This is a genomic window from Jeotgalibacillus proteolyticus (assembly GCF_002926065.1).
In the GTDB taxonomy this organism is placed as follows: domain Bacteria; phylum Bacillota; class Bacilli; order Bacillales; family Jeotgalibacillaceae; genus Jeotgalibacillus; species Jeotgalibacillus proteolyticus.
This window is the reverse complement of sequence record NZ_PREZ01000004.1, coordinates 161,248-173,643: the sequence shown is the minus strand read 5'-3', so window position 1 is coordinate 173,643 and position 12,396 is coordinate 161,248. Positions and strand designations below refer to the sequence as shown.

The 12,396-nt window shown below is 41.2% G+C and carries 14 protein-coding genes; 11 read left to right on the top strand and 3 right to left on the bottom strand.

Going from position 1 to position 12,396, the window contains the following annotated elements:
* Window positions 1-266 precede the first annotated feature (266 nt).
* Complete coding sequence (rlmN, locus tag C4B60_RS11180) at window positions 267-1,337, top strand: dual-specificity RNA methyltransferase RlmN (RefSeq protein WP_104058093.1); 1,071 nt, start codon at window positions 267-269, stop codon at window positions 1,335-1,337.
* A 53-nt stretch (window positions 1,338-1,390) separates the two neighbouring features.
* Here the strand turns inward: rlmN and hxlB are convergent, their stop codons facing one another.
* A complete protein-coding gene (gene hxlB, locus C4B60_RS11175; protein WP_104058092.1) occupies window positions 1,391-1,948 on the bottom strand; it encodes a 6-phospho-3-hexuloisomerase in 558 nt (185 codons plus the stop codon).
* A 9-nt stretch (window positions 1,949-1,957) separates the two neighbouring features.
* On the bottom strand, window positions 1,958-2,590 hold the full coding sequence (gene hxlA, locus C4B60_RS11170) for a 3-hexulose-6-phosphate synthase (RefSeq protein ID WP_104058091.1): 633 nt from the start codon (window positions 2,588-2,590) through the stop codon (window positions 1,958-1,960).
* A 158-nt stretch (window positions 2,591-2,748) separates the two neighbouring features.
* Between hxlA and hxlR the strand changes: the two genes are divergently transcribed.
* A complete protein-coding gene (gene hxlR / locus C4B60_RS11165; protein WP_104058090.1) occupies window positions 2,749-3,111 on the top strand; it encodes a transcriptional activator HxlR in 363 nt (120 codons plus the stop codon).
* A 128-nt stretch (window positions 3,112-3,239) separates the two neighbouring features.
* Window positions 3,240-3,602, top strand: a complete 363-nt coding sequence (locus C4B60_RS11160) for a PilZ domain-containing protein (protein WP_104058089.1) — start codon at window positions 3,240-3,242, stop codon at window positions 3,600-3,602.
* A gap of 68 nt (window positions 3,603-3,670) precedes the next feature.
* On the opposite strand, the gene C4B60_RS11155 is transcribed toward C4B60_RS11160, so the two are convergent.
* Window positions 3,671-4,069: a secondary thiamine-phosphate synthase enzyme YjbQ gene (locus C4B60_RS11155; RefSeq protein ID WP_104058088.1), complete on the bottom strand. Its 399-nt coding sequence runs from the start codon at window positions 4,067-4,069 to the stop codon at window positions 3,671-3,673.
* 90 nt (window positions 4,070-4,159) lie between these two features.
* Between C4B60_RS11155 and C4B60_RS11150 the strand changes: the two genes are divergently transcribed.
* The 8 genes from C4B60_RS11150 to C4B60_RS11115 all read left to right on the top strand — a co-directional run bounded on the left by C4B60_RS11150 (window position 4,160) and on the right by C4B60_RS11115 (window position 12,327).
* Window positions 4,160-4,765, top strand: a complete 606-nt coding sequence (locus C4B60_RS11150; RefSeq protein WP_104058456.1) for a sugar transferase — start codon at window positions 4,160-4,162, stop codon at window positions 4,763-4,765.
* Window positions 4,766-4,818: 53 nt separating this feature from the next.
* Complete coding sequence (locus C4B60_RS11145) at window positions 4,819-5,430, top strand: YveK family protein (RefSeq protein ID WP_104058087.1); 612 nt, start codon at window positions 4,819-4,821, stop codon at window positions 5,428-5,430.
* A 62-nt stretch (window positions 5,431-5,492) separates the two neighbouring features.
* The gene (locus tag C4B60_RS11140) at window positions 5,493-6,959 is read left to right on the top strand and encodes an oligosaccharide flippase family protein (RefSeq protein WP_104058086.1); all 1,467 of its coding nucleotides are present in this window, start codon (window positions 5,493-5,495) and stop codon (window positions 6,957-6,959) included.
* Between the two features lie 103 nt (window positions 6,960-7,062).
* Complete coding sequence (locus C4B60_RS11135; RefSeq protein WP_104058085.1) at window positions 7,063-8,355, top strand: hypothetical protein; 1,293 nt, start codon at window positions 7,063-7,065, stop codon at window positions 8,353-8,355.
* Window positions 8,352-9,488 (top strand): glycosyltransferase family 4 protein, encoded by a 1,137-nt coding sequence (locus tag C4B60_RS11130; protein ID WP_104058084.1) that lies wholly within the window; start codon window positions 8,352-8,354, stop codon window positions 9,486-9,488. The genes C4B60_RS11135 and C4B60_RS11130 overlap by 4 nt, the downstream gene beginning before the upstream one ends.
* Window positions 9,489-9,526: 38 nt before the next feature.
* Window positions 9,527-10,183, top strand: coding sequence for an acetyltransferase (locus tag C4B60_RS11125; RefSeq protein WP_167578642.1), 657 nt, complete (start codon window positions 9,527-9,529; stop codon window positions 10,181-10,183).
* Window positions 10,184-10,199: 16 nt separating this feature from the next.
* Complete coding sequence (locus C4B60_RS11120; protein WP_104058082.1) at window positions 10,200-11,108, top strand: glycosyltransferase; 909 nt, start codon at window positions 10,200-10,202, stop codon at window positions 11,106-11,108.
* A 70-nt stretch (window positions 11,109-11,178) separates the two neighbouring features.
* Window positions 11,179-12,327, top strand: a complete 1,149-nt coding sequence (locus C4B60_RS11115; protein WP_104058081.1) for a DegT/DnrJ/EryC1/StrS family aminotransferase — start codon at window positions 11,179-11,181, stop codon at window positions 12,325-12,327.
* Window positions 12,328-12,396 lie beyond the last annotated feature (69 nt).

Below are 12,396 nucleotides of genomic sequence, written 5' to 3'. Positions count from 1 at the left end.
TGCTTTAGCAAGTTAGCTCAGCTCCCGCCCTCCGGAAAGCCTCCGCCTGCAACGAAAATCATCCATCATTTAAAGCACACACTCATAACACTAAGGTGAAATAAGAACTTATCCTTTAAATCTCCCCCCAAATGTTATATAATATCGGGTGATGCAAATTAACCGTAACGACTACAACCAACATTAAAATAGATCGCTTTGTCACTGAACTATAACAAATTTGTCTATACTAAAACAGCAGACAAATTCGAAAAGAGGGTTTTATCATGAACAAAACATCCATCTATGGATTAACATCAGACCAGCTCACAGCCTGGCTGACCGAGCGCGGTCAAAAAAAATTCCGCGCAGCCCAGGTTTGGGACTGGCTCTATAAAAAACGCGTAACCGACTTCTCCCAAATGAAAAACGTTAACACCGAATGTATCGCACTTCTCGAGGAAAGCTTCTACATTCAATCCCTTAAAGAAGAAGTCGTACAAAAATCAGAAGACGGCACGATCAAATTCCTATTCAAGCTCCAGGACGGCAACCTGATCGAAACTGTCCTCATGCGCTTCAATTACGGTTTATCCGTATGTGTAACAACACAGGTCGGCTGTAACATCGGCTGTACATTCTGTGCAAGCGGACTGCTGAAAAAGAACCGTGACCTTTCAGGCGGTGAAATCGTTGAGCAGATCATGAACGTACAGCACCATTTAGACAGCATGGGCAAAGACGAACGTGTCAGCCACATCGTTGTTATGGGTATTGGAGAGCCGTTTGATAACTACTCAAATATGATGGATTTCTTCCGTGTCATCAATGATCAGAAGGGGCTTTCAATTGGAGCACGTCATATTACCGTATCAACAAGCGGGCTTGCCAATAAAATTTATGACTTTGCTGATGAAGATATCCAGATTAATCTGGCTGTATCACTTCACGCGCCAAACAATGAATTGCGTACACAGATTATGAAAATCAACCGAGCGTATCCACTTGAAAAGCTGATGCCGGCAATTGATTATTACCTGGAAAAAACAAACCGCAGAATTACATTTGAGTACATTTTGCTTAAGGATGTCAACGATCATAAAGAAGAAGCGATTCAGCTTGCCAACCTGCTAAGCAATAAACGCCACCTTTCTTATGTGAACCTGATTCCGTATAACCCGGTAGATGAGCATAACCAATACGAGCGAAGCACGAAAAAAGCGATCGTTGAGTTTTATGAAACGCTTCTAAAACGCGGCATTAACTGTGGTGTGCGTGTAGAGCAGGGCTCTGATATTGATGCAGCCTGCGGACAGCTTAGAAGTAAACAGATTAAAAAGGATAAAGTAACGAATTAAACGATAAAAAAGCTCAGAGCGATTTCGCGCTCTGAGCTTTTTTGAGTCCTTACCTATTCCAAATTCGCGTGATTCCCATACATTTTCCCGCTATCAAGACCCTGTTTTTCCATAAAGCGCAGAATGAGCGCATCATAGAACACAAGCAGGGTTTGCTCAAACAGCGAGCCCATTGGCTGGATCGTTTTATAATCACTTTCTGACTGATCCTTTGGAGAACCGGGCAATGTAACAGTAAAGGTTGCAAGAGAACCGATCGTTGACTGAGGATAAATGGTTGCAGCAACGATCGTGCCGCCGACCATGGTGGCTTTTTCCGCAATTGATACAAGGCTTTTTGTTTCACCTGATCCTGAACCGATAATTAATAAATCATCCTTTGTAAAGGTAGGCGTAACGGTTTCACCGATGACATAAGCGTCTATGCCCAAATGCATCATTCGCATAACAAAGGCTTTGGCCATAAAACCGGATCGTCCGCCTCCTGCCACAAATACCTTTTTAGCGTTCAAAATTCCATCAACTAATCTCTCAGCCTCTTCGTCAGAAATTAAGCCAACCGAATTTTGAAGTTCTTCACTTATCGTTGCAGCAAATTCTGTTGTCTTCATATCAGGCACTTACCCTTGTTTGATAAGTTCTTGCATAGCTGAGGCTGCAGCTTTCTTATCTTCCTGTCCGGTAATTCCGCCACCAACAATCACGAGGTCAGGCTTAACCTTTATGACTTCAGGAAGGGTGTCGAGCTTTATACCGCCGGCAATTGCCGTTTTAGCATTTTTTACAACATCTTTAATCGTTTGAAGATCTTCAAATGAATTCTTTCCTGCTGCCTGAAGATCATAGCCTGTATGAACACAGATATAATCAACACCTAATGCGTCAATTTCCTCTGCACGCTTTGCAAGATCCTTCACTGCGATCATATCAACAAGGACCTTCTTGCTCTGTTTTTTAGCTTCTTCTACAGCACCTTGAATAGATGCGTCTTCCGCTGCGCCAAGAATGGTAATGATATCAGCGCCTGCTTTTGAAGCCTGGCCGACCTCGTAGCCTGCTGCATCCATGATTTTAAGATCTGCTAGTACTTTCAAATTAGGGAATGCTTCTTTAACCTGCTTTACTGCAGTTAGTCCTTCATTTATAACGACAGGCGTACCGATTTCAACAATATCGATATGCTCCTCGACTTCTTTAACCAATTCGATTGCTTCCGGTATGTTGACTAAATCTAATGCTAATTGCAGTTCCATTTCCGCGTCACTCCTAATAGATTCTTAGTTATAGTTCAAATAAATGAACCATTAGAGCAAGTATACTAGGTACTTTTTTAAATTAAAAATATGCACTCTTAAGGTACATAGTGCTAAAAAGTATACTGTCTGATACAATAGGCTTTGGAGGGATTTAGATGAACCGAATGCAAAATAAGAAGTTTAATTGTGAGAAGGAATTAACTCTTTCTGTGATTGGAGGGAAATGGAAAATGCTTATCTTATGGCATCTTGGCAAGGAAGGGACTAAGCGTTTTGGGGAATTGAAATCACTTATGCCCGGGATTACCCAGAGGATGCTGGTGAATCAGCTTCGGGAGCTTGAACAGGATCAGATTGTTCATCGTGAGGTTTATCCGGTTGTTCCGCCAAAGGTAGAATATTCTCTCACAGTGAATGGGGAAAGTCTGATGCCGATTCTTGACGCAATGTATACCTGGGGAAAAGACTATACAGCGAATGTTGTAGAGAAGAACAGTCAAAAATCCCTGCTTAATTGAAAATATTTTCATTATATAATACGAATCTCACAAAAGAGGTTCGTTTTTTTGTGCCTATTGGTATAATTGACTAACAAGAGTAAAGAGAGTTTTTAACTTTATTTTATTTCGTTAAAAGGAGTCCAGCTATGAGGTATAAACGAAATGAAGCGTTTCGCTTCTCATTTGATCATCCTATTGATGGGCAATTTTCCATCTATGAAATTAATGGGAAAGAGCTTCGTACAGGTGAAGGGAAAATGAAGGTGCTTGATCTTAGCCCAAGCGGTGCCAGAATTCAGTCAGGTCTCAGCATTCCTTTTACCGAGAATCAATCCATTAAAATTCTGCTCCATTTTTATTTAAATGATAGTTTTATGATTTTCAGAGGTAAAATTGTTTGGGGAAAAACAGACAACCATATAAATACCTACGGTGTTCAATTTTTGAATAATGAAAACCTGCAGGAAGAAATCATTAGACAGTTAAAGGTGTATGTGAAAGAACAGTAAAAAATTGAATAAGAAGACAGAAGGCTGTCTCCTCATGCGGGAGACAGCTTTTTTATGTTAGTAAAGTATTAGGTAATGACCTTAACATGATATTTCCTTTGCCTTGGACCATCAAATTCACAGAAATAAACTCCCTGCCATGTTCCGAGCAGAAGTTCGCCGTCCTGGATCGTTAACGTCTGGGCGTGACCGACTGTACTTGTTTTTAAATGGGCCGCTGTATTACCTTCCCCGTGCATGTCCATTTTATGCTCCCATGGATAAACCTCGTCAAGCCGCATCAGCATATCCGTTTTTACATCAGGATCAGCATTTTCATTAACGGTAATTCCTGCTGTTGTATGAAGGGAGGTAACAACAGCAACGCCATCCTCAATGTCATTCTCCTTTAGAAAGCGCTGAATTTCATCCGTAATATCAATCATTTGATCTCTTGAATTTGTGCGAAGATGAAAAGTTTTATGCATCTTATTTATCCTTCCTTTCTATTTTCATTTCTCCTTATCAGTGTAACTCATTGAAATCAAGAACCATATAGTAAGGAGAGAGGTGTCGTGATGAAAAGGCTTATTGATTTTTCATTTTCCAGTATTCTCCTTGTTGTATTGCTTCCCCTATTTGCTCTTCTTTCCCTTTTACTGTATTGCTGCCTGGGATCTCCTATCCTCTTTAAGCAAACACGTTCCGGGCTTCACGGCCATCCATTTGTGATTTACAAATTCAGAACGATGACCAATGCAGTTACGTTGGAAGGTAAGCCTCTTTCAGATAAGGAAAGACTTACCCGCCTGGGGATATTTATGCGGAAATATTCACTTGATGAAATTCCTCAGCTAATCAATGTGTGGAAGGGGGATATGAGCTTTATCGGCCCAAGGCCTCTGCTAATGGAATATATTCCCTTGTATAACCAGAAGCAGGTTAAACGGCTGTTTATTAAACCAGGATTAACCGGCTGGGCGCAAGTTAACGGACGAAACGCTATTTCATGGGAGGAAAAGTTCGAACTGGACGTCTGGTATGTAGAAAATCGAACTTTTCAACTTGATGTAAAAATTTTGTGTATGACCATACTCAGAGTTTTTCAACCGGTTGGAATCAGTCATCCTGCTTCTGCTACGATGAAACGCTTTACCGGATCAAAAAAAGAGCCTTCAGCATAATGTAAAAAACAATTGGTATCTGTAAGTATTTTTTGAAAGAAAGGAAGAAGAAAATGAAAGAAGAAAAATTAAGTTTCTCTCGATTTTTTTCTATTGTATTACAAAGAGTATGGATCGTTATTGTTTTTACAGTGGCTGCAGTTATTGCGAGTGCTTATGTTTCCTACCAGGTAATTGAGCCAACGTATGAATCAAAGGTGGATATTCTGATTGCAGGAAAACAAACAAAAGAAAGTCCCGTTTTAACAGGTCACATCGACGACTCCTTAAAGCTGGTTAATACGTATCAGGATATTATAAAAAGCCCCTATATTCTCAATGATGCAAAAAAACGCCTGCAAAATGACGGTCATATGATTAATTTTGATGAAGATGATGTGTTTGTATCAAGTAAGCAGGATTCTCAGGTCGTTCAGCTGCGGGTTGAATACTCAAGCCCTCTTGAGGCTTCACTGATTGCAAATGCGATTTCCTTCTCCTTTGATCAAAAAGTCCAGCATATTATGAACTTATCTGAAAAGAATTCCAAGGTGTTAAATAAAGCAACTGTAAATCATGATCCTATTTTCCCTCAACCGCTTCTCATTATTGGCATCACTTTTGTATTGTCGTTTATCTTCTCCCTCTGGCTGACATTTGCTGTTCATCGTTTCAGAAAGAACTAAGAAAAAGCCATTCCAGGTCAGTAGGAAAAATTGAAAATGCCTGGTAAGGAGTTTGTAGCGTAATGCCTGGTAGAGAAAATCCATCAAGCCTATTTATTGTTTCAGCGTGTTCAGCAGCCATTAGTTTTATTACGGGAATTTGGATACGAAATATTCTGGGTCCTGAAGAATACGGATTGTGGCTGATCTATTCACTGTTTTTAGTATATGGCTATTATTTGCAGTTTGGGATTTTGGAAGGATTCAGCAGAGATGTACCCCGTGTTTTGGGGCAGGGCAACACAGGTCAGGCAATCAAAATAAGAAGCACCGTTTACACATGGATGTTCCTCTCGTCAGGAGGCTCCATTCTTGGTGTACTTGTTTTACTTGTCCTTCCTTTAACATATACCGAAACGGCTCTAGGCATTATCGCCATGCTTCTTGTCCCGATTCAAAACCTTGTCCTGTTTTATAACCACTATTATTTAACGAGTCAGCAGTTCTCAAAAGTGGCTGTGATCCAGTTGATCATCGGTTCTGTCCAATATGTCATTATGGCGTTATGCGCTTTACTCTTTGGGATTTACGGGCTGTTTTTAGGGGTGTTCATTGGAAGCTTAGCTGCTCTAGTATACAGCAGGATAAAACTGAAACAAAAACCGGCAATGAAGATTGATAAGAAACTGCTGAAAAAAATGCTCGCCTACGGATTCCGAATCACATTGATTGGACTGCTGCTCAGTCTATTTACTACAATGGACCGGCTGCTCGTCTTTACGTTTTATGATTCTGAATCGGTCGGGCATTATGGAATGATCGCTTTTATTTATCAGGGAATCATGGTGCTTCCGGCTGTATTCCACCAGGTCATGTATCCTAAAATCAATTACCATTACGGGTTAACGGGTGATAAGAAAGCCCTGATGCCAATTATTCTTCAACCGACCATTTTGCTGTCTTATGCCAGCCCGGTTTTATTAGGGATTGCATTCTTTGGATTTCCATGGTTTGTCGAGCTTTTAATGCCGGAATTTGTATCCGGTACAACGGCAGCAAGGATCGTTATCGTTGGTTTGTTTTTTTTCCTATGGGCAATGCTTTACGCCCATTATCTGACCGTCGTTCACAAGGAATGGAGTTACTTTAAAGTATTGTGCTGTGGCATTTTGATTAATTTAATTTTAAATCTGTTCATGATACAAAACGGATTTTTCATCAATGGAGTAGCTCTTGGTACTGCTATATCCTATATGGTTTATCCTCTTTTGTTAATGTTTGTTTGTTTTCGGGATATGGAACTGAATTGGAAGGAATACCTGCGGCACTTTACGATTGTTCTGCTTCCATTTGTCGTCATGGTCAGCCTTTTAATCGGAATAGAACAAACACAAATTCATTTCCTGCTTCAAATCGTCCTATATTTAAGCAGTTACAGCATCTTTTTAATTTTATCATCAAGGAAAATTAACTTTTTGCTGCTTCTAAAAGGTCAAAGCTTTCCGCTTCTGGACAAAATTAAAGCCAGATGGAAAAAAACGGACCATTAACAGCTGGTGCAACCTCCAGCTAATACAGTATTCAGCGCCTGTTTAAAATGGGCGTATGAATCTATATCGTCATTATGTCCACCAAAGATTGGTAGGTGATTAAATGCCAAAACTAAGTTTTATGACCGATCGGGTGCAATGGCTTACGTTTATCATTGGCTTAGCTGTATTCAGCGGGGCGCTCGTGGCATTTATCGGTCCCACAGGAGGAATGTATTTTTTAATCGTTTTAGTATCCACTCTAATTGCCATCGCATTTTCTGCTTTTTTTAAACATCCATCATTTATTCTGAAAATTATCTTTTTAGCTGTTTCAGTCCGGATAGTCCTCTTTATTCTGTTAAAGCTTTACTCTTATCAGTCAGGACTGGACGGATTTTTCCCGGGTGATATAGATGCACTTGCGTATCACGGCGATGCGGTTAAAGCGTTGGCAACTCATTCCTGGACGGAGGCTTTGCAAGGGAATTTAAACTACACCATTTTTGTCGCGTATCTTTATAACCTCTTTGGAATTGATATGAATATCCCGCAGCTTATTAATCTCGGGGTTTCAGTTATTATTGTTCCCCTTCTGTATGAGCTGGGTGCACGGGTAGGAGGCGAGAAGGCAGGAACTGCTGCCGCGTTATTATGGAGCCTGTTCCCAAGCGCTATCTTCTGGTCCATTTCTCTTTTAAAGGATGCTTTTGTGGTGGTAGGAATGGTTCTGGCAGGCTTTTTTGTTCTGGCGCTTAGCAGGAAAAAGATTCAGGTTAGTGATTTACTGATTGGTCTAAGCGGGATCGTCATGATCAGCTACATGAGGCCTCAGTTTCTGCTCGCCATTTCGCTTCCGATCGTGATCTACCTTGCTATTCAGTTTTTTAGAGGAAGAAGCAGCTTTCTTCGTAACGTCTTTTTAATTCTTGCAGCTGTAGCGGTCTTCAGTATTACAACTGCAGGAGACATCGTTGTTCAGACCTTGGGAAGTTCCACGTCTGAATCAGGCGTTCAGCGAATTAATGAAATTGCTCTGGATGGCGGCTCAGGAATCCATCTTGTTACACTTTTTCCAGCTGAAGTCCGCTGGCTGGTTCAGCTGCCGTTTTCCATTTTCGCACCATTTCCGTGGCAATGGTTTTCGTTTAGCCAGGCAATTTATATCATGTCAGCCTTTGAAATGCTTTGCTGGTACGTTCTTTATTATTATATTTGGAAAAACCGTGAAGACATTTTCGCTAACCACAACGGAAAAATGATTTTTCTTTATGCATTTTCAATTTTTATTGCTGTTTCCTTCAGCTTGCCAAATATCGGGTCAATCTATCGTTACAGGCTGGCGGCTATGGCACTATTATTACCGCTGATTTTCTTCAAAAAGCTTGGATTCAATAGGAGAGCTGGTTCCACGTGAAGAGAAGAATCTTATTTGTGACCACCATTTCCCGAACAGCAGAAGCATTTTTACTTCCGCATATCCGCTATTTCCTTGATAGAGGATTTGCAGTGGGGGTTGCAGCAAATATGGATGACGGATCGATTGATCAGCTAAAGGCGTTAGGTGTCTGCCTTCACCATGTGCCGTTCAGCCGGTCTCTCTTTCACCCGGGCAATATCAAGGCTTTTTTTAAAATAAGGAGCGTGAGCAAGAATTATTCGATCCTTCATCTGCATACGCCGATTGCTTCTTTTTTAACCAGAATGGCAGCATTGAAACAGCATATCACGATTTACACGGCACATGGCTTTCATTTTAATGAGCAGGAAGGCTTTATAAAAAACGCTATTTTCAAGCTGGTTGAAAAAATAGCGAGCTATAAAACGTCAAAGCTGGTTGTAACCAATACAGATGATTTAAAAGCAGCAAAGGAGTTGTTTAAAAACACATCTATCAGCCATGTACATGGTGTTGGAGTTGATACGGATATTTTTTTTCCAAAAAAGACGACGCCGGGAGAGAAAGCCTTTCTCAAACAGCAGCTAGGTATACTGCCGGATAAAAAAGTCATTACTCATATTGCTGAGCTTAATGAAAACAAACGTCAAATAGATGTGATTGAGGCCTGTGAAAAGCTGAAAAAATCACGTTCTGATTTTGTTTTTCTTCTGATCGGAAAAGGAGATAAGAAGGAGGAGCTTGAAAAGGAAATTAAAGAGAGAGGTCTTGAAAATGAAGTTAAATGTCTCGGCTTTGTCCGTGATATCCCGTCTATTCTAAGCATCACAGATATTGGTCTGCTTGTTTCTCTGCGCGAAGGGCTTCCGCGATCGTTAATGGAAATGATGGCAATGGAAGTGCCTGTCATCGCAACGGACATAAGAGGGATCAGGGATTTAGTTGTGAATGGTCATAACGGCTTTTTAATCCCGGTTAAATCCCCATCTAGACTGAGTGAGTATTGCAGCATATTGCTTAAATTCCCCGCAATTGCAAAACGTTTCGGAAAGCAGGGAAGAAAAAAAGTAAACCAGCACTACGCTTTGCCAATCATTCTTCAAGAAATGGAAGCTGTTTATAACGAATTGCTTGAAGACCTTGAGGAATAAATTTTAATAAAAATTGCTGAAGGGCGGCGGATGACTTGGTGAAAAACCTTATTATATTTGGCTGCGGCGGTCATGCGAAAGTGATAGTGGATATCATTGAGCATCTGCCGCATTTTCGTGTACTGGGAATGATTGATGACAGTCCGAATCGATTTTCACGCTTTCAAGGGTATCCGGTTCTAGGCGATACATCCTCCATTAAAAGCATCAAGGACCCGGTTGATGGCGGGGTAATTGCAATAGGAGAGAACTGGACGAGAAGAAAAGTAGCTGAAGAGATTAAAAAATTTGATCCTGATTTCAACTTCGTCACCATCATTCATCCGACAGCCTACATCAGTCCGCGTTGTCAAATTGGGGAAGGATCCGTCGTAATGGCAGGAGGCATAGTGAACAGCGATGTCATACTCGGCAGGCATTGTATCGTAAATACACTGGGTTCTGTTGCTCATGATTGCATGATGGGAGACTTTTCAAGCGTAGGACCGGGCACACATTTGGGGGGGAACGTCATTGTCGGAGGAAATTCCGCTATTGCCCTGGGAGCGCGTGTTCTTCATGGGGTGACGATCGGTGATCACACAGTTATTGGAGCAGGAGCTACTGTAACGAAGGACTTTGGGGATTGTATAGTGGCTTACGGCTCACCAGCAAAATTCGTTCGTTTTCGTGAGAAAGAGGAGCCATTCTTATAAGCTGGGAGGATTAAGTATGAAAAGAATAATAATGATGAGGTCTCCAAAAGCTTATTTGCCTCAAATTGACGCGTCTATTCGGTATTTTAATAATAAAGGCCTGGGGTTTAAACTGGTTGATTCGGATGAAGCAGACGTCTTTATCCCCACAGAATGGGATGCGATCTGGAGCTTTCCGGGCATCATTTATAAAAATAAATCCATCCCGCAAATCCATGAATACGCTTCTTTATCTACAGGCATATTTCCTGATATGAAAAATAGGATAAAAAGAAGCATCAATACTAAGCCTGCTTTAAGAATTTTTTTAAATGAATTTGTCCAAAAGGGAATGAATTTTTCAGATGGGATCGTTTCACTTCAGCGTGATATGGGAGTAGATGATCTTTTTTTTCGTTATCAGGATACGGTTAAATCCTACGACTGTGTTTATGTTGGAGCCATAACAAAATCACGAGGCATTAATCGCCTGCTTCAGCATTTTAAGAAGCAGAAGGAAAAGCGGTCCCTGCTCATGATCGGAGCTGTTCAGGATGATCTTTTTCTTGAATTTAAGGACGTCAGCAATATCACATTTACCGGAAGTATTCCCTATGAAGACGTTCCGAAATATGCATCTCAGGCTGTTTACGGCATTAATTATATGCCTAATAAATATCCGTATAACCTGCAAACATCAACCAAATTGCTTGAATACCTGGCGATGAATTTAAAGATCATTTCAACAGATTACTTGTGGGTCCAACACTTTAAGAAAAAGCACGGATTGTCCTTCATAACGGTTAATGAAGCGCTGGATAATCTTGATCGTCAGCTGGACAAAAGCGAGCCTCAGCCCCTAAATGAAAAGCTGATTCATTCACTTAATTGGACCAACGTGATAAAAGAAGCAGGAATTGAAGAACAATTAAGTAAGCTGCTTTAAAAAAAGCCTGCTTCCACTCCACTACATTCTTTGTGGTCCAATACAACGGAGGAAAGTGATGTGAATAAAGATGGCGCATAAAAGTGAAAGGATTTATCTTTCTTCCCCGCACATGGGTTCAGCAGAGCAGCTTTTTATCGCTGAAGCCTTCGATACAAACTGGGTGGCCCCGGTAGGACCTCATATTACAAAGTTTGAAGAAGAAGTAGCCTCCTACACAGGTACTGCGGGAGCTGTTGCACTTACATCGGGAACAGCTGCCATTCATTTAGCTCTCAGAGCACTCGAAGTAGGTGTGGGGGACATCGTTTTTTGTTCAACCTTTACTTTTGTAGCAAGCGCTAACCCCATCGTTTATCTTGGAGCTGAACCTGTATTTATTGATTCAGAGCCAATAAGCTGGAATATGAGTCCCCAGGCACTCAAGCGTGCATTTGAAGCAGCCCAAAAAAACAGTGCAATGCCAAAAGCAGTAGTTGTCGTGAATTTATATGGCCAAAGCGCAGACTATGATGAAATTACAAAGCTGTGTGATCAGTATAATGTTCCAATTGTGGAGGATGCTGCTGAATCACTTGGAGCTATGTATAAGGGGAAAGCCAGTGGTTCATTTGGCAGATTCGGCATTTTTTCCTTTAACGGAAATAAAATTATCACCACCTCAAACGGAGGGATGGTAGTGTCAGACGATCTGGACGCCCTCAGAAAAATACGTTTCTGGTCAACCCAGGCAAAGGACAGTACGAAATATTATCAGCATAGTGAAATCGGCTACAATTACCGTTTAAGCAATGTACTGGCCGGAATTGGACGCGGTCAGCTGCTTGTGCTTGATGACAGGGTGGAAGCCAGAAGAAAAGTCTTTAAACGCTATGAAGAAGGTTTTAGCGGATTACGGGGAATTCACTTTATGGAGGAAGCTCCTTTTGGAAGAATGACAAGATGGCTTACTGCCCTAAAGCTTGATCCGGCCATCATTGCTGTTTCGCCGGAAGAAATAATTGAAAAGCTTGAGTCAAAGAATATTGAGGCAAGGCGAGTATGGAAGCCGATGCACCGGCAGCCGCTGTATTTGCACTGCAATTATTTTCCTCATGAAGAGGACGGCAGCGTATCAGATGAATTGTTTAATCAGGGACTTTGTCTTCCTTCCGGCTCAAATTTATCTCCTCATCAGCAAAACAAAGTAATTAGCGCGATTCTGCAGGAAATCATCTAACGTAATCTGCATTCAAATCCCTCTACTTTTCCCCCTTTTCCTCCAGACTTTATCAGGACTAGTGACCGC

What these genes read in the sequence shown, in the direction of transcription:
- rlmN (WP_104058093.1), top strand. Translation starts at nt 267, where the DNA reads ATGAACAAAACATCCATCTATGGATTAACATCAGACCAGCTCACAGCC.
- hxlB (WP_104058092.1), bottom strand. Translation starts at nt 1,948, where the DNA reads ATGAAGACAACAGAATTTGCTGCAACGATAAGTGAAGAACTTCAAAAT.
- hxlA (WP_104058091.1), bottom strand. Translation starts at nt 2,590, where the DNA reads ATGGAACTGCAATTAGCATTAGATTTAGTCAACATACCGGAAGCAATC.
- hxlR (WP_104058090.1), top strand. Translation starts at nt 2,749, where the DNA reads ATGAACCGAATGCAAAATAAGAAGTTTAATTGTGAGAAGGAATTAACT.
- C4B60_RS11160 (WP_104058089.1), top strand. Translation starts at nt 3,240, where the DNA reads ATGAGGTATAAACGAAATGAAGCGTTTCGCTTCTCATTTGATCATCCT.
- C4B60_RS11155 (WP_104058088.1), bottom strand. Translation starts at nt 4,069, where the DNA reads ATGCATAAAACTTTTCATCTTCGCACAAATTCAAGAGATCAAATGATT.
- C4B60_RS11150 (WP_104058456.1), top strand. Translation starts at nt 4,160, where the DNA reads ATGAAAAGGCTTATTGATTTTTCATTTTCCAGTATTCTCCTTGTTGTA.
- C4B60_RS11145 (WP_104058087.1), top strand. Translation starts at nt 4,819, where the DNA reads ATGAAAGAAGAAAAATTAAGTTTCTCTCGATTTTTTTCTATTGTATTA.
- C4B60_RS11140 (WP_104058086.1), top strand. Translation starts at nt 5,493, where the DNA reads ATGCCTGGTAGAGAAAATCCATCAAGCCTATTTATTGTTTCAGCGTGT.
- C4B60_RS11135 (WP_104058085.1), top strand. Translation starts at nt 7,063, where the DNA reads ATGCCAAAACTAAGTTTTATGACCGATCGGGTGCAATGGCTTACGTTT.
- C4B60_RS11120 (WP_104058082.1), top strand. Translation starts at nt 10,200, where the DNA reads ATGAAAAGAATAATAATGATGAGGTCTCCAAAAGCTTATTTGCCTCAA.
- C4B60_RS11115 (WP_104058081.1), top strand. Translation starts at nt 11,179, where the DNA reads ATGGCGCATAAAAGTGAAAGGATTTATCTTTCTTCCCCGCACATGGGT.